Here is a 19,976-nt window from a genome sequence, read left to right on the forward strand (position 1 = left end):
GGCGTGTTAAAATAGCAAATTACGCTCGATTCAACCAACAAAGTGCCGCTTAGCCGGTGCGGATGTGAGACATGGACCAATTCGCCAAAGAAACATTGCCGATCAGCCTCGAAGACGAGATGCGGCGTTCCTATCTCGATTACGCGATGAGCGTGATCGTCGGCCGGGCGCTGCCGGATGCGCGCGACGGCCTGAAGCCGGTGCATCGCCGCGTGCTGTACGCGATGCACGAGCTGAACAACGACTGGAACAAGGCGTACAAGAAGTCGGCCCGTATCGTTGGCGACGTGATCGGTAAGTACCACCCGCACGGCGATACCGCGGTGTACGACACCATCGTCCGCATGGCGCAGGATTTCTCGCTGCGCTACATGCTGGTCGACGGCCAGGGCAACTTCGGATCGGTCGACGGCGACAACGCCGCCGCCATGCGTTACACCGAAGTGCGCATGGCCAAGATCGGCCATCAACTGCTGGAAGACCTGGACAAGGAAACGGTCGATTTCGGGCCCAACTACGACGGTTCAGAGCAGGAGCCGCTGGTCATGCCGGCGCGCATTCCGAACCTGTTGATCAACGGTTCGTCGGGTATCGCGGTCGGCATGGCGACCAATATTCCGCCGCACAACCTGAACGAAGTCATTGCCGGCTGCCTGGCCCTGCTGGAAAACCCGGCCATCAGCATCGAGGACCTGATCCGCTTCATCCCGGCGCCGGACTTTCCGACCGCCGGCCTGATCTACGGCGTGATGGGCGTGCGCGAGGGTTATCAGACAGGTCGCGGCCGCGTCGTGATGCGCGCCCGCACCCATTTCGAGGACATCGGCAAGGGCGATCGCCAGGCGCTGATCGTCGACGAAATCCCGTATCAGGTGAACAAGAAGTCGCTGATCGAGAAGATTGCCGAGCTGGTCAACGAGAAGAAGATCGAAGGCATCTCGGATATCCGCGACGAGTCCGACAAGTCGGGCATGCGTATCGTCATCGAACTGAAGCGCGGCGAGGTCGGCGAGGTCATCCTCAACAACCTGTACAAGCAGACGCAATTGCAGGATACCTTCGGCATGAACATGGTGGCACTGGTCGACGGCCAGCCGCGCCTGCTCAACCTGAAGCAGATGCTCGAATGCTTCCTGTCGCATCGCCGCGAAGTGGTGACCCGGCGCACCGTCTACGAACTGCGCAAGGCGCGCGAACGCGGCCACATCCTCGAAGGCCTGGCCGTCGCGCTGTCCAACGTCGATGAAATCATCACCCTGATCAAGGCGGCGCCGACGCCGCCGGACGCCAAGCGCAGCCTGATGGAGCGCACCTGGCGCAGCCCGGTGGTCGAGGAGATGCTGGTCCGTGCCGCCTCCGACGCCTCGCGCCCGGAAGGTCTGGCCCCCGAGTTCGGCCTGTCGGCCCAGGGCTATCGCCTCTCCGACGCCCAGGCACAAGCCATCCTCGAACTGCGCCTGCAGCGCCTGACCGGCCTCGAGCAGGACAAGATCGTCGGCGAGTACCGCGACGTGATGGCCAAGATTCTCGATCTGCTCGACATTCTGGCCAAGCCGGCCCGTATCACCGAAATCATCGTCGGCGAACTGACGGCCATCCGCGACCAGTTCGGCGACGAGCGCCGTTCTGAAATCGTGCTGCACACGCAGGAACTGGGCATCGAGGACTTCATCACGCCGATGGACATGGTCGTTACCCTGTCGCACGGCGGCTACGTCAAGGCCCAGCCGCTGGCCGACTACCGCGCCCAGCGCCGCGGCGGTCGCGGCAAGCAGGCGGCGGCGATCAAGGACGAGGATTTCGTCGATCACCTGTTCGTCGCCAACACGCACGACTACATCCTGTGCTTCTCGAACCGTGGCCGCTGCTACTGGCTCAAGGTTTACGAAGCGCCGCAGGGCAGCCGCAACAGCCGCGGCAAGCCGATCGTCAATCTCTTCCCGCTGGAAGAGGGCGAACGCATCAACGCCGTGCTGCCGGTCAAGGAATTCGCCGACGACAAATTCATCTTCATGGCCACCCGCGACGGCACGGTCAAGAAGACGCCGTTGTCCGATTTCTCCAACCCGCGCAAGGCCGGCATCATCGCCGTCGACTTGCTCGATGACGACTACCTGATCGGCGTCGAATTGACCACCGGCCAGAGCGACATCGTGCTGGTGTCCGACGCCGGCAAGGCGGTCTGGTTCGACGAAGAAGACGTTCGTCCGATGGGCCGCGGTGCCCGCGGTGTGCGCGGCATGAAGCTGCAGGAAGGGCAGACCGTCATTTCACTGCTCGTCGCCGAAAGCGACCAGCAGACCGTGCTGGTCGCCACCGAAAACGGCTTCGGCAAGCGCACCGTACTTGCCGACTTCCGCCACTCCGGCCGCGGCACGCAGGGCGTCAAAGCGATTGCCGACAGCGAGCGCAACGGTATCGTCATCGGCGCCAAGCTGGTCAATGACGAAGACGAAGTGATGCTGATCACCACCGGCGGCGTGCTGATCCGCACCCGCGTCGCGGAAATCCGCGGCATGGGCCGGGCGACGCAGGGCGTCACCTTGATTTCCCTCGACGACGGCGAGAAACTGGCCGGGCTGGAAAAGGTGGCCGAGTCGGTCGCCGAGGTGGAAGCTGAAGTTGAAGGTGGCGGCGTTGCATCCGATGCCGCCGATGCCGCACCGACCGACAATGCAGCCGACAACAACGAAGGTGGAGAGTCCTGATGAGCCGTATCTGGAATTTCAGCGCCGGTCCGGCTGCACTTCCCGAAGAAGTCCTTCAGCAGGCCCAGGCGGAACTGCTTGATTGGCACGGTGCCGGCTGCAGCGTGATGGAGATGAGCCATCGCGGCAAGGAGTTCATGTCCATCCTCGACCAGGCCGAAGCCGATCTGCGTGAATTGATGGGCATCCCCGAGCAGTACAAGGTGCTCTTCCTGCAGGGTGGGGCGACGCAGCAGTTCGCGCAGATTCCGATGAACCTGCTGGCCGGCCGCTCGGCCGACTACATCGTGACCGGCTCGTGGTCGAAAAAAGCTTTCAAGGAAGCACAGCGCGTCGGCAACGTGCGCTGCGCGGCGACCACCGAGAGCAGCGGCTTCACCCGCCTGCCGGTGGCCGAGGAAATCAGGCTCGACCCGTTCGCCGCCTACCTGCACGTGTGCACCAATGAGACCATCCACGGCGTCGAGATTCCCGCCCACCGCATCGCCGATACCGGCGTGCCGCTGGTCGTCGACATGTCGTCGCACATCCTGTCGCGGCCGGTCAATGTCGAGAAATTCGGCCTGATCTACGCCGGTGCCCAGAAGAATATCGGCCCTTCCGGCCTGACTCTGGTCATCGTTCACCGTGACCTGCTCGGCATGGCACCGCTGACCATCCCGACGGTCATGGATTATGCGGTGATGGCCGAAAACGGCTCGATGCTCAATACGCCGCCGACCTACGGCATCTACATTGCCGGCCTGGTCTTCCAGTGGCTGAAGCGCCAGGGCGGTCTGGAAGGCATGGCCGCGATCAACGACGCCAAGGCCCGCCTGTTGTACGACTGCATCGACCAGTCCGGCGGTTTTTACACCAACCCGGTCGATCCGGATTGCCGCTCGGCGATGAACGTGCCTTTCGTGCTGGCCGATGCGGAACTCGATGCCAAATTCCTGGCCGAATCCAAGGCGGCGGGTCTGGCTTCGCTGAAAGGCCACAAGTCGGTGGGCGGCATGCGCGCTTCGATCTACAACGCCGTACCGCTGGCCGGCGTGCAGGCGCTGGTCGATTTCATGAACGATTTCGCCAAACGCAACGGGTAAGCGCATGAGCGACCAGACACAAAACGACTTGCAGAAGGCGCTGTCCGGCGTGCGTGCCGACATCGACCGCATCGACGGCGAACTGCTCAAGCTGCTCAACGAGCGGGCGCGTTGCGCGCAGAAGGTCGGTGAGATCAAGGCCGAACACGGCGAGGCCGGGCATATCTACCGTCCGGAGCGTGAGGCGCAGGTGCTGCGCCGCCTGCAGGACACCAATCCAGGTCCCTTGCCCGGCGAGAACATCACCTTCTTCTTCCGCGAAGTGATGTCGGCCTGTCTGGCGCTCGAAGAGCCGCTGGGCATCGCTTTCCTCGGGCCGCTCGGCACTTTCTCGGAATCGGCGGCGACCAAGCATTTCGGCCACGCTGCCCGTCTGCTGCCGCAGGGCGCAATTGATGATGTTTTCCGTGAAGTCGAATCCGGTCACGCCCATTACGCCGTCGTTCCGGTCGAAAATTCGACCGAGGGGGCCGTCGGGCGCACCATGGATCTGCTGCTGTCGACGCCGCTGAAAATCTGCGGTGAGGTCGTGCTGCGCATCCACCAGAACCTGCTCTCCAACGAAACCGATTTCAGCAAGATCACCAAGGTCTATTCGCACGCCCAGTCGCTGGCGCAGTGCCATGAATGGCTGAACCGCATGCTGCCCAAGGCGCAGCGGATTTCGGTCGGCAGCAACGCCCAGGCCGCCCAGAAGGCGGCTGATGAGCCGGGTACGGCGGCCATCGCTGGCGAAGCGGCAGCGGCGCGCTATAGCCTGCCCAAGCTGGTCGAGAACATCGAGGACGAACCGAACAACACGACCCGCTTCCTGGTCCTCGGCAAGCACGACGCCGGCGCCTCGGGGCGCGACAAGACTTCGCTGATCATGTCGGCTCCCAACCGCACCGGCGCGCTGCATGAGTTGCTGCAGCCGCTGTCGCTGGCCGGCGTGTCGATGTGCCGTCTGGAGTCGCGCCCGGCGCGCAACGCCTTGTGGGAATACGTTTTCTACGTCGATATCGAAGGGCATCGCGACGAACCGGCCATCAAGGCCGCGCTCGACAAGTTGGCCGCTTCCGCCGCCTACCTGAAAATCCTCGGGTCCTACCCGGTCGCCGTCTATTGAGGAACGCTTCATGAGTCTTGCCGAGCAAGCCCTATCCTACGTCCGCGCCATTTCGCCCTATCAGCCGGGCAAGCCGATCACCGAACTGGCCCGCGAGATGGGCATTCCGGTCGACAGCATCGTCAAGCTGGCCTCCAACGAAAATCCGCTGGGCATGAGCCCGAAGGCGCGCGTGGCCGTGGAAAAGGCGATCAGCGGCGTCGAACGCTATCCTGACCAGTTCGACCTGATCGCCAAGGTCGCCAAACGCTGCGCAGTCGGCCAGAATCAGGTGGTTCTGGGCAACGGCTCGAACGACGTGCTCGACCTGATCGCCCGCGTTTTCCTGGCGCCGGGGCGTTCCGCCGTCTTTGCTCAGCATGCTTTCGCCGTTTATCCGCTGGCCACCTTGTCCACCGGTGCCGAGCTGATCGTCACGCCGGCCAAGAACTACGGTCATGACCTCGATGCCATGCGTGCCGCCATCCGCCCGGATACCCGCATTGTGTGGATCGCCAACCCGAACAACCCGACCGGCAATTTCCTGCCTTACGCCGAGGTGCGTGCCTTCCTCGAAAGCGTCCCTAAGGATGTGGTGGTCGTCCTCGACGAGGCCTACAACGAGTACATTCCGGCGGCCGAGCGCGTCGATACGGCTGGCTGGCTCAAGGATCTCCCGAATCTGCTGATCTGCCGCACCCTTTCCAAGATATATGGACTGGCCGGCCTGCGTATCGGCTACGGCCTGGCCTCGCCTGAGGTGGCCGATCTGATGAACCGGGTTCGCCAGCCGTTCAACGTCAATAACCTGGCTCTGGCCGGTGCGCTGGCGGCACTGGACGATCACGAATTCCTCAATGCCAGCTACGAACTAAACCGTCGCGGCATGGAGCAACTGGTCGCTGCCTTGAAACGACTGAATCTCGAATACATCCCGTCTTGCGGCAACTTCGTGACATTCCGCGCTGGCGATGCCGCTACGGTGAATCAGAAGCTGCTCAAGCAGGGTGTCATCGTCCGTCCGATCGGCGGTTACGGCTTGCCCGAATGGCTGCGTGTCACCATCGGCACCGAGGTGGAGAATGTCCGCTTCATCGAGGCCCTGGAAAAGGCTCTGTAAATGGACGCCGGTCTGCCCGAATTCGGCAAGGTTGTCATCTTCGGCACCGGCCTGATCGGCGGCTCGTTTGCGCTCGGCCTCAAGGAGGCGGGCGCGGTGGAAGAGGTGGTCGGTTTCGGTCGGACGCCGGCGACACTGCGCAAGGCGCAGGAACTCGGCGTGATCGACCGGGCCGGGATCAATCCGGCACACGAGATCGGTGACGCCGACATCGTTCTAGTGGCGACCCCGGTGGCCCAGATGCCGGAAATTTTCGAGCGCATCGCACCTTACCTCGGCCCTAACACCATCGTCACCGACGGCGGGTCGACCAAGGGCGATGTCGTTGCCGCCGCACGCGCTGCTTTCAGGGGGCATATCGGCAAGTTCGTCCCGGCACACCCGATTGCCGGCGCCGAAAACAGCGGGCCCGCTGCGGCGCGCTGGGATCTTTACCAGGGGAAGAAGGTCGTCGTCACGCCTCTGCAGGAAAACAACGATGACCGCCTCGACCGAATCAAGCGCGCCTGGTCGCTGTGCGGGGCGGACATCTATGAACTGACGCCGACAATGCACGACCGGGTGTTCGCTGCTGTCAGCCATCTGCCGCATCTGTTGTCCTTTGCGCTGGTACATGACCTCGCTGTGCGCGACGACGCCGACCTGTTCTTCACCTTCGCCGCCTCAGGATTCCGCGATTTCACGCGCATCGCCGCCAGTCATCCCGAAATGTGGCGGGATATCTGCCTGGCCAATCGTGAGGCGCTGCTGGGCGAACTCGACTCCTATCGGGCGCAGCTGGATCAACTCCGCGTTGCCCTCGCCAACAATGACGGCGATTCGCTCGAGCAGACCTTCAATATCGCGCGACAGGCGCGGCGCAATTGGGCGGGCGAGCAATGATGCCGCACTCTGCTCATGGCGCGGATAAAGGGGGGGCGTCGATGATTCTTGTTACCGGCGGGGCAGGCTACATCGGTTCCCATACCTGCGTCGAACTGCTCAACGCGGGACACGAAGTCGTTGTCTTCGACAACTTTTCGAACAGTCATCCGGAGGCCTTGAAGCGCGTCCAGACCATCACCGGCAAGACCTTGCAGCTTGTCAAAGGGGATATCCGCGATCAAGAGGCGTTGGAGGATACGATTCGCAGCTTCGGCTGCTCGTCGGTCATCCACTTTGCCGGTCTGAAGGCAGTTGGAGAATCGGTTGAAAAGCCGCTCGAGTACTACGACAACAATGTCGTCGGTACGCATCGTCTGCTGCGGGCCATGGGCAACTGCGGGGTCAAGACCCTGGTTTTCAGTTCATCGGCAACAGTCTATGGCGAACCTCAATTCCTGCCGCTGACCGAAGATCACCCGCTGTCGGCAACCAATCCGTACGGGCGCACCAAACTGGTCATCGAAGACATGCTGCGCGACCTGTATCATTCGGACCCCTCGTGGCAGATCGGCATCCTACGCTACTTCAATCCGGTAGGGGCGCATGAAAGCGGACTCATCGGCGAGGATCCGCAGGGTATTCCGAACAACTTGATGCCTTTCGTCGCACAGGTGGCTGTTGGGCGTCGGGAGTGTCTCAAGATTTGGGGGGGCGATTATCCGACGCCGGATGGTACAGGTGTGCGTGATTATATTCATGTCGTAGATTTGGCTGTTGGGCATTTAAAAGCGCTGCATTGTTTAAAGGCTTCGCAATGTTTTGAGGCTAATTTGGGAACTGGTAATGGCTATAGCGTGCTTGACGTAATAAAAGCTTTTAGAGCTGTTAGCGGCAGGGCAATTCCCTATCAACTTACTCAGCGCCGTGCAGGAGATGTAGCTGAGTGTTATGCAGCGACTGAGTATGCATCCAAACTTCTTGGTTGGCACGCTAAACGTAACCTAATGTCGATGTGTGCTGATGCATGGCGTTGGCAGCAAGCAAATCCCAATGGATTCAACGATTGAGTGCATTTAATATCAATGTAGAGACACTCCATTGTGAATTTTATTATTTCGTTGATCTTCAGGCATAGATTACTTTGCTGATTCGACACGGTTTCTACTACCTATTGGCTCGAGGAGGGCCAGGGGCGTTGAATTTTTGCGCTCTTATCATTTTCTCCCGTTTATTGTCGGTAGAAGAATATGGACTCTATTCAGTCGCTGTTGCGGCAATTGGACTGATCAACGTGTTAGCTTTTCAATGGCTTCAATTGGTGCTTGCACGTTTTTTACCAATAGCAGGTGAAGATGTTTTAGTTACCAAGGCCAATGTACTTGCCCTATTCGTGACCTTGTCGACTGTGGTTGGTATTCTTGCGATGGGGTTTGTGTTATTTGGCAATACCGATTTCTCGCCGGTATTTGGCATACTTGCGTTGCTGCTTGCATTATATATGTCTTGGACTGAAATGACATTGGCTACTATGTCAGTGCTGTTCCAGCATGGGCTGTATGGCAAGCTTCTTGGTTTGCGTAGTGCGGTCTCACTAATTGTTGGATGGGGGTTGGCTTATAATGGTTGGGGGGCAACGGCGCCAATGCTGGGGCTATTGGCAGGTTTCTTTTTTGCAGATCGAATATTTGGTATTCGAGTGTGGCGTGGAGTTCGTCTTCAATGGCCTGCTAAAGAGAAACTTCGGCAATATTCGTTCTATGGCTTACCTCTGGCGGCCACATTTGCACTGAATTGGGTTATTTCGAGTTCTGATCGTCTAATTATCGCAGCGATGCTGGGAGAGGCGACGACTGGAATCTATAGCGTTGGTTACGATCTTTCTCAGCAAACGCTTGGGTTAATATTTACCATTATTCACACGGCAGCTTATCCACTCTTGCTTAGGGCATTAGAAAATAAGGGTAAAGAAGCTGCCGTGCACCAATTGCGTAGCAATGGGGAGATGATTATTACTATTGCTATGGTTTCTTCGGCCACCTTTCTGGCAATTTCTTCTCCGATGGTAGATCTTCTGGTCGGTGACGAGTTTCGTCTTGGCGTCAAGGAATTGATGCCGCTTATTATCCCGGCCGCGGCAATGGCTGGGATGAAATCATTTTACTTTGACCTACCGTTTCATTTAGTCAAGCGTTCATCCTGGCTGGTTTCAATCGCGCTATTGACCGCATTTATCAATGTGGTTTTTAACTTCATTTTGATTCCTGAATACGGTATGGCGGGAGCTGCTTGGGCGACCTTGGTCGCCTATGCGGTTGCGACATTTGCTAGCGCCCTGTTCGCACCTAGATGTTTTCCCATGCCAGGCGTCGTCACGATACTAATGAAGTCCAGTATTTGCGCTGTTGCCGTCGGGCTGGGGGGCTACATAGCGCGAAGCATGGTGCAGGAGGTATTGCCTCAAATTTTTATGGGAATATTCGCGTCATTTGTGATTTTTGCGGTGTTTTCTGTTTTTTTTAATTTATTCGACGTGAGAAAAAGCGTAGTTAAATTATTCGCTTAAATACCGAATTGGGAAGGCACGACAAATGCAGCAAAAGAAAATATGGGATTATCTTCAGAGTGAAGGGGTGGCTGAGGATAGTTTTCCTGAAGCAAGACAGCGCTTTATGTTGAAGTACCTTGCTTCCGGACAAAATGTTCTCAATATCGGTGTTGGGAATGGCAGTCTAGAGCGCCTTGGTGCGAAAAAAGGTGTTTGTATGTATTCGCTTGATCCCAGCGAGGGTGCAATTGAGCGCTTGCGTAAGCAGTGTGCTGCGGGGGAACGGGCTAAGTGCGGATTGGCGCAAGATATTCCTTTCTCGTCAGATACTTTTGATGTTGTTGTAATGTCTGAGGTACTTGAGCATCTTAATGATTCGACACTTGCTGCTGCTTTGAGTGAGGTTGGTCGTGTCTTAAGACCTGGCGGATTTCTGCTGGCCTCCACTCCTTACCGAGAAATTCTTGATGGTAATCGAGCAGTTTGTCCTGATTGTGGTTCCGTCTTTCATCGCTATGGTCACGTTCAGAGTTTTGATAAAGAGGGTATGCGGGTATTGCTAACAGGCAATGGTTTTGAAGTTAAAAATCTATATGTAACTACCTTCTTAGACTGGCAACGTTCCGGGGTGAAAAATTTGCTGAAATCCATATTCCGTTGGCTAATGGCTAAGGCAGGTGAAGGGATTGCGGATCCACATCTGGTCGCAATTGCCTATAAGAGAAAAGTAAAACGCTAGTGGCATTGGAGTGGGAGGCGTGAATATTGTTTTCATGGTTAGCACCATGCATACTGGTGGCGCCGAGAGAGTAGCTGCAAATCTGGTCAATAACTGGAGCAAGCAGGGCCATCACGTAACTCTAGTGGCCACCTATTCTGGGCGCGGTGAGTGCCACTATGTGATTGAATCAGGCGTCAAAATGGTTTATCTCAGCGATCTAGTTGTGGAAGGACCATTTATTTACCTACGGCGTTTTATCGCATTACGTCGATTTATTATTGGCTGTAAGCCAGACATTGTTGTTTCATTTCTTCCAAACGTAAATGTGGCTGCTATTTTGGCATCTTTCGGTTTAAATATTCCTGTGGTTGTCTCTGAGCGAATTCATCCTCCACAGATGCCAATTGGTTGGTTTTGGGGGCTGTTGAGGCGGATTACCTATCCGCTTGCCAAGCAGGTTGTGGTACAAAGTCGGGAGACTCTTGGTTGGTTGAGAGCATCTATTCCCCGTGCAGAAGGTGTCATAATTCAGAATCCCATTGATTTTCCATTGATTTTTTCTGAGCCTGAGGTCGCGGTTGAAAAATACATTCCCCCAGGTAGAAAGATGCTGCTTGCTGTTGGACGCTTGGATCCCCAAAAACAATTCAAATGTTTGATCTCGGCCTTTGCTCGATTGGCAGATAAGTTTCCGGATTGGGTGCTCATTATTTTAGGTGAGGGCCATGAGCACGATTCTCTGGCCAAGCTTGTATTGAGTCTCGGCTTGGATAACCGGGTTTTTTTCCCTGGACGAGTTGGTAATGTTGGTTCCTGGTATCAGTCTGCTGATATATATGTCATGAGTTCGCGCTTTGAGGGATTTCCGAATACCCTTCTGGAAGCAATGGCATATGGTTGCCCTGTCGTAAGTTTTGATTGCGATACTGGGCCTCGCGATTTAATTATTGATGAGATTAATGGCTTATTGGTGAAGCCAGTGGGTGACGAAACAGCTCTGTTAGGTGCTCTTGATAGGTTGATGGGTGACTCAGGTCTACGCGTCCGTTTAGGAGAAGCCGCGACTGAGGTTCAGGGGGCCTTCAAACTTGAGAGAATTTCTGAGCAGTGGTTGGCATTGTTTCATCGACTAGTTTTGGTCACATCCAAGAGGTAGATTTTGCGTATTGTGTTCATAATCACCGGGTTGGCCACAGGTGGTGCTGAAGGCATGTTGTATAAGTTGCTATGCCATGTAGATAGGTCGCGCTTTGTTCCTTTCGTTGTTTCGTTAACATCAGAGGGGGAATATGGTTCCCGAATTGCTGCTCTTGATATTCAGGTGCATGCAATGCAGATGAGTCCGGGTTTACCAAATCCCGTGATTTTCCTAAAACTGGCTCATGTAATACATAGATTAAACCCCGATGTTGTTCAGTGTTGGATGTACCATGCCGATCTTCTTGGTGGGTTGGCAGCAAGATTTGCGGGAGTAAAGGCGATATCTTGGGGTATCCGGAATACTAATTTTTCCCGAGAGGTTACAAAGTTATCTACTCGCACGGTAATTCGGGCTTGCGCTTTCCTTTCGAATTGGCTACCCAAAAAGATTGTCACCTGTTCGGAACAGGCTCGCAGCGCTCATATAGCTATCGGTTATCGGGCCGATAAATTTGCTGTAGTTCCGAACGGTTTCGACTTATCCCAGTTTTGTCCGGATGCTTCCGCGCGGGCATCAGTTAGATCTGAGTTGGGTTTATTGTCTAGGCATAAAATTGTCGGTTTGGTGGCGCGTTACGATCCAATCAAAAACCATCTCGGATTTTTGGAGGCAGTGGAGCACATTCTTCAATGTGAGCCGGACGTTCATTTTGTGCTAGTTGGCCAAAATGTGGACTGGTCCAACAGCGTACTAACGGATGCTATCGAAAAACGTGGTTTGCGAGAGCGTTGCCATCTACTGGGGCGGCGAACGGATATTCCTCGCCTGATGGCCAGCTTTGATGTGCTTGCCTCTTCGTCAGTTGGAGAGGCATTTCCGAATGTTCTTGGCGAGGCAATGGCTTGTGGAGTTCTATGCGTGGTAACGGATGTTGGTGATTGTGCTGAGATTGTTGGCCAAACTGGGGTGGTAGCTCCAAATGGCGATATGGCGGGGCTGGCTGACGGCATAGTTCGGCTACTTGCTCTTTCCCCGGGTGAGCGCTCGGAACGAGGCGAGATAGCCCGTTTGCGCGTAAGTGCTAACTACGAGATTGGCAGCGTTACGCGTCGCTATGAATCTTATTTTGAATCGCTGTGTCCGGAGATCAATCGATGTGCGGTTTAACAGGCTTCTTTTCCGCTTCGAGCCGCTCCATTTCGGTAGACAGCCATGCAGTCCTTACTCGTATGGCGGAAACGATACTAAGTCGGGGCCCGGATGACCAAGGTATTTGGTTCGATTCTTCGTCGGGTATTGGGCTTGCGCATCGCCGCTTGTCCATCTTAGACCTTTCAGAAGCAGGCCACCAACCAATGGAGTCGGCATCTGGTCGTTTCGTCATCGCCTTTAATGGTGAGATATACAACCATCAAATGCTTCGGGACGAACTAGGTGCAAATGGGATGGCCCCCGCATGGAGAGGGCATTCAGATACTGAGACAATTCTTGCTGGATGCGAAAGTTGGGGGATTCGCCAAACGCTAGAGCGTTGCATCGGAATGTTTGCGTTTGCGCTTTGGGATAAGGTTACTCGTACCCTAACGCTAGCTCGTGACCGCTTGGGCGAGAAACCTCTTTACTACGGTTGGGTGGCAAACCGATCGGTGTTTCTCTTTGGCTCCGAATTAAAGGCATTGCGTGCCCACCCAGCCTTTGATGCTGAAATTGACAGGGGCGCCCTGGCGCTCTACATGCGGCATAACTACATTCCGGCCCCATATTCCATCTTTCGCGGCGTGCGTAAGCTATTACCCGGTACGCTGATAACGCTCGGGAATAACGCTGTGGAGCCGGTAGTGCAACCCTACTGGTCACTGGCCGAAGTGGCGCGCACAGGGGCTCGCTGTCCTTTCGTAGGGACGCCAGAGGATGCTGTAGACGAATTGGAGCGGTTGCTGAGGTCTGCCGTTCGCCAACAGATGGTGGCAGACGTTCCGCTTGGTGCATTTCTTTCAGGAGGTATTGATTCATCCACTGTTGTTGCATTGATGCAGGCTCAGTCCGTGCGGCCAGTTAAGACATTTACTATCGGCTTTGACGAGGGAGGGTACAACGAGGCTGTTCATGCTAAAGCGGTAGCACAACACCTTGGTACTGAGCATACCGAGTTGTACGTCACTCCCGCACAGGCGCTTGAGGTCATTCCGCGGTTGCCTGAACTCTATTGCGAGCCTTTTGCTGACTCGTCGCAGGTGCCGACTTTCCTAGTCTCCCAGTTGGCACGTCGCCACGTTACTGTTTCTCTTTCTGGTGATGCAGGGGACGAGCTTTTTGCTGGATACAACCGTTATGTTCTAGGGAATCGTCTTTGGGGAACGTTGTCTCGTTTGCCTAGAATTGCACGACGCGGAGCGGTTGGGATGATCAAGGCGCTCTCTCCTAGTGCTTGGAATACTTTGCTTCGGCCAGTCGAAACTTTGTTGCCTCGTTCTCTGCGGCAAACAAACATAGGCGATAAGTTGCACAAAGGGGCTGGTGTATTGGAGTCCCCACAACTGGAGCAGTTGTATCTTGGACTGGTAACCCATTGGTTGCCTTCAGATGTCGTGCTGAATACTGAAGAACCCCCAACATTTTTACAGGGAAACGTACCTGACGTCAGTGGGCTGGACGATATCCAAAAGATGATGGTGCTCGACGCGTTGAGCTATTTGCCAGACGATATCTTGACAAAGGTGGATCGGGCTGGAATGGGAGTTTCGCTAGAAGGTAGAGTCCCCTTTCTGGATCATCGTGTGGTTGAGTTTGCTTGGCGCTTACCTCAGTCTATGAAATTACGTGAGGGTGTTGGTAAGTGGGCGTTACGCCAAGTGCTATACAGACACGTGCCGCAAGCGCTGATCGATAGACCCAAAATGGGTTTTGGTATCCCGATTGATAGCTGGTTACGTGGTTCGTTACGTGACTGGGCAGAATCTCTTCTTGATGAAGGGCGCTTACGCAGAGAAGGATATTTCTCCCATGCCGCTGTGAGGGAGCGCTGGGAGGAGCATCTTTCTGGGAGGCGCAATTGGTCGTACCACTTGTGGGATGTCTTGATGTTCCAGGCTTGGCTGGAACGGCAGTAAGAATTTTGCTGTTTGTTGTTAGTGGCGTGCAAAGGCTTCTTTATGCCAGTCTGCTGAGCGTGGGTTGAGCATTGCCCCAGAAAACCTAACTGAATACCTTATTGTTGAAATGCCCTCCGATTTTGGGCATGGATTGAGTGCCGAATGAAGTTCCTTCTTATAGCAGGTTTCGCAGAATCGATACTTCAATTTAGAGGCCCATTGATTCTGTCGCTTCAAAAAAAGGGGCTCGAAGTCCATGTTGCTGCTCCTCAGCTGACATCCAATTCCCCTGTAGGCTCCAGATTGATGGAACTTGGGGTTGTCGTACACGATATTCCTTTACGCCGTACTGGAATGAATCCATTTGCCGACTTTTATGCACTATGGGGTTTGTTATGCCTCATGTGCGATATATCTCCGGACTATGTGATGTCATATACCGTTAAGCCGGTGATTTATGGATCGATTGCTGCATTTCTGACAAGGGTTCCTAGACGCTTTGCTCTCATTACTGGACTTGGGTATGCGTTCCAGGGTGAAGGCCAGCGTCGCTTACTACGACTTGTCGTGGAAGGTATGTATAGGCAAGCCTTGCGTTGTGTGAACCATGTATTCTTTCAGAATCCTGACGACGAGGCGCTTTTCCGCGCCCGAAGGATTCTGGCTGGCGAGCAAAAATCAGTTGTGGTAAATGGTTCAGGTATTGATATAGCCGAATTTTCGGTGGTTACCCCATCCGCGCAGCCAAATTTTTTGTTGATTGCACGCCTGTTGGGCGATAAGGGGGTGCGTGAATATGCGGGTGCCGCAGCAATTCTCAAGAGTAAATACCCTGGCTCGAAATTTGTTTTGGTTGGCTGGATTGATGACAATCCTGATGCCATTCGAAAAGAGGAACTGGAGCAGTGGGTGGCTGCAGGTACTTTGACGTACTTGGGGCGGATGAATGATGTACGGCCAGCCATTGCAGAGGCGGGAGTGTATGTCTTGCCGTCCTACCGTGAGGGAACGCCGCGTACGGTGCTCGAAGCTATGGCAATGGGTCGAGCTATCGTCACGACAGATGCACCGGGGTGTCGGGAAACGGTAGCTGAAGGAGAGAATGGTTTTTTGGTCCCGGTAAAGTCAGTGGATGGATTAGTTTCTGCCATGGAGAGATTTATTCTTGAGCCTAAGTTAGCGCTGGCTATGGGAAAGCGCTCACGAGAGATTGCTTGCGAAAAATTTGATGTGAATAAAGTTAATGCTGCAATGCTTGCTGAGATGGGTATTGCATGACTAAGCGCATGTTTGATTTTCTCGTGGCGCTTATTGCTTTACTTGTTTTTCTGCCGCTGTTGCTGGTCATTGCTTGGCAAGTGCGTCGCAATCTCGGTTCGCCTGTACTTTTCCGTCAGATTCGACCCGGTTGGCATGGGCATCAATTTCAGCTGATCAAGTTCCGTACGATGCGGGATGTGCAGGGGGAAGATGGTCGTCAGTTACACGATGCCGAGCGGCTGACGGCATTTGGGAACTTTTTGCGTTCAACAAGCCTTGATGAGTTGCCGGAACTGTGGAACGTATTGAAAGGGGAGATGAGCCTGGTCGGACCTCGTCCGTTGCTGATGGAATATCTTTCTCTTTATTCTCCCGAGCAGGCTCGACGGCATGAAGTGCGGCCGGGAGTTACCGGTTGGGCTCAGGTGAACGGCCGCAATGCCCTAAGTTGGGAAGATAAGTTCAGGCTGGATGTATGGTACGTCGAACACCGCTCCCTTTGGCTGGATTTGAAAATACTATTACTTACTGTGAAGAAGGTATTTGCCCGAGAGGGGATTAGTGCAGCGGGAGAGGCGACGATGCCCAAATTCACCGGCTCAAAATCTAGAGAAAAGAGATGATTCAACCTTTGTATGCTGTGTTTGGTGCAAGTGGCTGCGGCCGGGGTGTGATGCCGCTGGCGCGTGAGCAATTGCGGCAAACGGGGCTTCCCCCTGATCGACTTGTATTTGTTGACGACAATCCCGAGGTGCCAGTTGTGAATGGTCACCGTGTTATCAGTTATCAGGACTACCTCGAAATTTCTGCGAGCGAACGGTATGTCGCGTTGGCTGTCGCGAATAGTGCAATCAGGGAACGTCTGGCTTGGCGTTGTGCTGCGAATGGGGTGCGCCCATGGTCCGTAACTGCGGTCAATGCCATTGTTATGGATGACGTTCAAGTCGGCGAAGGGGCAATTCTCTGTCCCTTTGTCACGCTAACATCCAATATTCGTATTGGTCGGTATTTTCATGCCAATTTATACAGCTATGTCGAGCATGATTGTGTGATCGGCGACTTCGTTACGTTTGCACCTTCAGTAAGGTGCAACGGAAATATCGTTATAGAGGATCATGCCTATATTGGTGCAGGTGCGCTCATTAAGCAAGGCAAGCTAGGGAGGCCGCTGGTTATTGGTAGGGGGGCAACGATAGGTATGGGGGCAGTGGTAACGAAAGATGTAGCGCCAGGAGTGACTGTGGTTGGTAACCCGGCAAGGCCACTGACTAAGGATTGATGTAATGCTAAATACGCCGTTTTCTTCATGGCCGAATTTCACCGAGGAAGAAGCCAACGCGGCCCGTGACGTCATCTTGTCAAATCGGGTCAATTACTGGACTGGGGAGGAGTGCCGGAAATTTGAGAAAGAGTTTGCGGCGTGGAGCGGAGTGAGGTACGGGATTGCCTTGGCAAATGGCACGCTGGCATTGGATCTGGCGCTCAAGGCTATTGATATTGGTCCTGGTGATGAGGTGGTCGTGACACCGCGCACTTTTATTGCCTCCATCTCATGTGTGGTAAATGCAGGGGCTACACCGGTCTTTGCAGATGTGGACATGGATAGCGGTAACCTTTCAGGGCGCTCTGTTGAAGCTGTTTTGACGCAGAAGACAAAGGCTGTGATTTGCGTACACCTTGCGGGATGGCCGTGCGATATGGATTCAATCATGTCGTTGGCTGATAAATACGGGTTAAAGGTTATTGAGGACTGTGCGCAAGCCCATGGCGCTCGTTACCGGGGGCGTAGCGTTGGCAGCATTGGACACGTAGGCGCTTGGTCGTTCTGCCAGGACAAGATTATGACAACTGGCGGTGAAGGAGGGATGGTTACCACAAACGATCGGGCTTTGTGGTCCAAGATGTGGGCGTTCAAGGATCATGGTAAAAGTTGGGAAGCTGTATATGAACGCCAGCATCCACCAGGGTTTCGATGGCTTCACGAGACAATCGGTACGAATTTTCGAATGCTTGAGGTACAGGCAGCAATTGGAAGGATTCAGTTGCAACGAATGGAGGAGTGGCACACCGCTCGTCTTACAAATGCGAAAAGAATATGGGCTTGTGCGAGCCAATTGAAAGGGGTCCGGGTGCCACTGTTGCCAGAAGAGATCGAACACGGGGCCTACAAGTGTTACCTCTATATAGAGCCGGAAGTCCTACATCATGGATGGTGCCGGGACAGGATCATCAATGAAATTGTTGCTGAAGGTGTTCCTTGTTATTCGGGGTCATGTTCCGAGGTATATCTTGAGCGTGCATTTGACAACACGGGGTGGCGCCCTGCAGATCGTTTGCCGAATGCTCGTGCTTTGGGGGAAAACAGTCTGATGTTTCTGGTTCACCCTACATTACTTCCTGACGAAATAGATAAGACTTGCTCCGTACTTTCGAAAGTTATGCATCGGGCCGTGATCTGATTTCGTCCTGAATTTTCCTACCTTAGTTGCAGTTTTCCATTGGTTTATGAGCCTGAAGGTAAATCCTCGAATATTGGCAGCATTGGTGCACGATATGGTCGCTGCCCTGATTGCATGGATGCTGGCTTTTGCGCTACGTTTCAATTTCGATATTCCAGCGACTTTTCTAATTATTTCGCTGGATGCGCTAGTGTGGGTCTTGCCACTGTTCGCCTGTAGTTTTTATGTTTTCGGTCTGTATCGCGGCTTGTGGCGTTTCGCGAGTATTGCAGATCTTCAGCACCTTATCGCGGCAGTAGCGGTTGGTGCTTTGCTTACGACAGCTGCTGTCGCGTTTTTCCACTTGGGGTCGATTCCTCGGTCGGTTTTGGTACTCCATCCCTTGCTGCTGATCTTGGTTATGGGGGGAAGCCGCTTTGCGTATCGTAGCTGGAAAGAGCATCGCTTGTATGGCCCGGCAAAGCTGCGAGGTCAGCCTGTATTGATCGTTGGTGCTGGTGAAGCGGCCGACTCTTTGCTTAGAGAAATAAATAGGAGTGGGCAGTGGTATGCGGTAGCGATCTTGGATGGTAATCCGGGAAAGTCAGGGCGACGTTTGAGGGGCTTGCCCATCTTTTCACCCATTGAGGAAATGGGTGCTGTTGCAGATAGATTGGGGGCTAAACATGCCATTATTGCCATGCCGGACTCTCGTTCTGCAGAACGCCGTCGGGCTGCGGAACTCGCTTCAATGGCAGGACTGACCGTCATGACCGTCCCCTCGTACGACGACCTGCTGTCCGGACGGCTGTCGGTATCCAGCATCCGCAAAGTCGAACTGGAAGACCTGCTGGGCCGCGAAGCGGTGTCGCTGGACGATAACGGCGTACATGAGTTGCTGGGGGGTAATGTGGTTCTGGTGACCGGGGCCGGTGGTTCCATCGGTTCCGAGCTTTGTCGTCAGATTGCCCGTTTCAAGCCGTCGCGACTGGTGTTGGTCGATTCTTCCGAATTTGCGCTATACACCATAGGGGAGGAGTTGAGTGTCAGCCATACATCGCTGCATTGCCGGTCATGGGCTGCCGATGTCCGTGACAAGGAGCGGGTTGGGGAGATTTTTGCCCAAGAACAGCCGGTTGTCGTTTTCCATGCCGCTGCCTACAAGCATGTGCCCCTAATGGAAAGCGTCAATGCTTGGCAGGCCGTGCGTACCAATGCCTTGGGTACGCTCACCGTAGCCAGGGCGGCCCAGGAGGCGCAGGTTCGCAAATTCGTGCTGATCTCCACGGACAAGGCGGTCAATCCGACCAATGTCATGGGCGCCACCAAGCGGCTGGCCGAACGGCTTTGCCTGGCCGTCAACAATCGGGGCGTGACGCGTTTTGTGATTGTCCGTTTTGGCAACGTGCTGGGCAGCAACGGTAGCGTCATCCCGAAATTCCGCGAGCAGATTGCCCAGGGCGGCCCGGTGACCGTGACACATCCGGAGATCGTCCGTTATTTCATGACCATTCCGGAGGCTGCTCAATTGGTGCTGCAGGCTGGCCTGATGGGGCAGGGCGGCGAGATTTTTGTTCTGGAAATGGGCGATCCGGTCCGGATTGTCGATCTGGCACGCGACATGATCCGCCTTTCAGGATTTTCGGAGGACGAGGTGAAAATCGAATTCACCGGTCTGCGGCCGGGCGAGAAACTCTACGAAGAGTTGCTGGCTGACGATGAGGCTACGCTGCAGACACCTCATCCCAAGCTGCGGATAGCGCGGCTTTCGGATGAATTGCCGGGTTCCGAGTACGAGGAACTGCTGGGCTGGCTGCACTCGTCGATTCGTCCATCGCCTGAGGTGAAGTCCGGTTTGAAGAAATATGTGCCGGAATATGTCGCCGATTTGAGCAACTGAGGAAGTGGCGGGTTT

Annotated in this window: 16 protein-coding genes; all 16 read left to right on the forward strand. The window is 54.8% G+C overall.

The window, feature by feature from the left end; genetic code table 11:
* Positions 1-71: 71 nt before the first annotated feature.
* The 16 genes from gyrA to LZ012_RS08890 all read left to right on the forward strand — a co-directional run bounded on the left by gyrA (position 72) and on the right by LZ012_RS08890 (position 19,961).
* Complete coding sequence (gene gyrA / locus LZ012_RS08815) at positions 72-2,708, forward strand: DNA gyrase subunit A (protein ID WP_275709818.1); 2,637 nt, start codon at positions 72-74, stop codon at positions 2,706-2,708.
* Complete coding sequence (gene serC, locus LZ012_RS08820; protein WP_275709821.1) at positions 2,708-3,793, forward strand: 3-phosphoserine/phosphohydroxythreonine transaminase; 1,086 nt, start codon at positions 2,708-2,710, stop codon at positions 3,791-3,793. The genes gyrA and serC overlap by 1 nt, the downstream gene beginning before the upstream one ends.
* Before the next feature lie 28 nt (positions 3,794-3,821).
* A complete protein-coding gene (pheA, locus tag LZ012_RS08825) occupies positions 3,822-4,901 on the forward strand; it encodes a prephenate dehydratase (protein ID WP_476728688.1) in 1,080 nt (359 codons plus the stop codon).
* A gap of 10 nt (positions 4,902-4,911) precedes the next feature.
* The gene (gene hisC / locus LZ012_RS08830; protein ID WP_275709825.1) at positions 4,912-6,000 is read left to right on the forward strand and encodes a histidinol-phosphate transaminase; all 1,089 of its coding nucleotides are present in this window, start codon (positions 4,912-4,914) and stop codon (positions 5,998-6,000) included.
* On the forward strand, positions 6,001-6,882 hold the full coding sequence (locus tag LZ012_RS08835) for a prephenate dehydrogenase (protein ID WP_275709827.1): 882 nt from the start codon (positions 6,001-6,003) through the stop codon (positions 6,880-6,882).
* A gap of 41 nt (positions 6,883-6,923) precedes the next feature.
* On the forward strand, positions 6,924-7,931 hold the full coding sequence (galE, locus tag LZ012_RS08840; protein ID WP_275709829.1) for a UDP-glucose 4-epimerase GalE: 1,008 nt from the start codon (positions 6,924-6,926) through the stop codon (positions 7,929-7,931).
* A gap of 74 nt (positions 7,932-8,005) precedes the next feature.
* Positions 8,006-9,427 (forward strand): oligosaccharide flippase family protein, encoded by a 1,422-nt coding sequence (locus LZ012_RS08845; RefSeq protein WP_275709831.1) that lies wholly within the window; start codon positions 8,006-8,008, stop codon positions 9,425-9,427.
* A 25-nt stretch (positions 9,428-9,452) separates the two neighbouring features.
* Positions 9,453-10,148: a class I SAM-dependent methyltransferase gene (locus LZ012_RS08850; RefSeq protein ID WP_275709834.1), complete on the forward strand. Its 696-nt coding sequence runs from the start codon at positions 9,453-9,455 to the stop codon at positions 10,146-10,148.
* A gap of 19 nt (positions 10,149-10,167) precedes the next feature.
* Positions 10,168-11,286, forward strand: coding sequence for a glycosyltransferase family 4 protein (locus tag LZ012_RS08855; protein ID WP_275709836.1), 1,119 nt, complete (start codon positions 10,168-10,170; stop codon positions 11,284-11,286).
* A 12-nt stretch (positions 11,287-11,298) separates the two neighbouring features.
* Entirely contained in the window at positions 11,299-12,438 is a 1,140-nt protein-coding gene (locus LZ012_RS08860; protein WP_275711752.1) for a glycosyltransferase, read from the forward strand.
* The gene (gene asnB, locus LZ012_RS08865) at positions 12,426-14,381 is read left to right on the forward strand and encodes an asparagine synthase (glutamine-hydrolyzing) (RefSeq protein ID WP_275709838.1); all 1,956 of its coding nucleotides are present in this window, start codon (positions 12,426-12,428) and stop codon (positions 14,379-14,381) included. The genes LZ012_RS08860 and asnB overlap by 13 nt, the downstream gene beginning before the upstream one ends.
* 144 nt (positions 14,382-14,525) lie before the next feature.
* Positions 14,526-15,641 carry a glycosyltransferase family 4 protein gene (locus LZ012_RS08870; RefSeq protein WP_275709840.1) on the forward strand — a complete coding sequence of 372 codons (1,116 nt, stop codon included), beginning with the start codon at positions 14,526-14,528 and terminating at the stop codon, positions 15,639-15,641.
* The gene (locus LZ012_RS08875; protein ID WP_275709842.1) at positions 15,638-16,246 is read left to right on the forward strand and encodes a sugar transferase; all 609 of its coding nucleotides are present in this window, start codon (positions 15,638-15,640) and stop codon (positions 16,244-16,246) included. Before LZ012_RS08870 ends, LZ012_RS08875 begins: the two co-directional genes overlap by 4 nt.
* Complete coding sequence (locus LZ012_RS08880; RefSeq protein WP_275709844.1) at positions 16,243-16,902, forward strand: acetyltransferase; 660 nt, start codon at positions 16,243-16,245, stop codon at positions 16,900-16,902. The genes LZ012_RS08875 and LZ012_RS08880 overlap by 4 nt, the downstream gene beginning before the upstream one ends.
* A 4-nt stretch (positions 16,903-16,906) precedes the next feature.
* Entirely contained in the window at positions 16,907-18,082 is a 1,176-nt protein-coding gene (locus LZ012_RS08885; RefSeq protein ID WP_275709846.1) for a DegT/DnrJ/EryC1/StrS family aminotransferase, read from the forward strand.
* Positions 18,083-18,128: 46 nt separating this feature from the next.
* The gene (locus tag LZ012_RS08890) at positions 18,129-19,961 is read left to right on the forward strand and encodes a polysaccharide biosynthesis protein (protein ID WP_275709848.1); all 1,833 of its coding nucleotides are present in this window, start codon (positions 18,129-18,131) and stop codon (positions 19,959-19,961) included.
* Positions 19,962-19,976 lie beyond the last annotated feature (15 nt).

The sequence above is a fragment of the Dechloromonas hankyongensis genome (genome assembly GCF_022012295.1).
Lineage (GTDB): Bacteria > Pseudomonadota > Gammaproteobacteria > Burkholderiales > Rhodocyclaceae > Azonexus > Azonexus hankyongensis.

What these genes read in the sequence shown, in the direction of transcription:
- LZ012_RS08835 (WP_275709827.1), top strand. Translation starts at nt 6,001, where the DNA reads ATGGACGCCGGTCTGCCCGAATTCGGCAAGGTTGTCATCTTCGGCACC.
- LZ012_RS08875 (WP_275709842.1), top strand. Translation starts at nt 15,638, where the DNA reads ATGACTAAGCGCATGTTTGATTTTCTCGTGGCGCTTATTGCTTTACTT.
- serC (WP_275709821.1), top strand. Translation starts at nt 2,708, where the DNA reads ATGAGCCGTATCTGGAATTTCAGCGCCGGTCCGGCTGCACTTCCCGAA.
- galE (WP_275709829.1), top strand. Translation starts at nt 6,924, where the DNA reads ATGATTCTTGTTACCGGCGGGGCAGGCTACATCGGTTCCCATACCTGC.
- LZ012_RS08885 (WP_275709846.1), top strand. Translation starts at nt 16,907, where the DNA reads ATGCTAAATACGCCGTTTTCTTCATGGCCGAATTTCACCGAGGAAGAA.
- LZ012_RS08880 (WP_275709844.1), top strand. Translation starts at nt 16,243, where the DNA reads ATGATTCAACCTTTGTATGCTGTGTTTGGTGCAAGTGGCTGCGGCCGG.
- LZ012_RS08870 (WP_275709840.1), top strand. Translation starts at nt 14,526, where the DNA reads ATGAAGTTCCTTCTTATAGCAGGTTTCGCAGAATCGATACTTCAATTT.
- asnB (WP_275709838.1), top strand. Translation starts at nt 12,426, where the DNA reads ATGTGCGGTTTAACAGGCTTCTTTTCCGCTTCGAGCCGCTCCATTTCG.
- gyrA (WP_275709818.1), top strand. Translation starts at nt 72, where the DNA reads ATGGACCAATTCGCCAAAGAAACATTGCCGATCAGCCTCGAAGACGAG.
- hisC (WP_275709825.1), top strand. Translation starts at nt 4,912, where the DNA reads ATGAGTCTTGCCGAGCAAGCCCTATCCTACGTCCGCGCCATTTCGCCC.
- LZ012_RS08890 (WP_275709848.1), top strand. Translation starts at nt 18,129, where the DNA reads ATGAGCCTGAAGGTAAATCCTCGAATATTGGCAGCATTGGTGCACGAT.
- LZ012_RS08850 (WP_275709834.1), top strand. Translation starts at nt 9,453, where the DNA reads ATGCAGCAAAAGAAAATATGGGATTATCTTCAGAGTGAAGGGGTGGCT.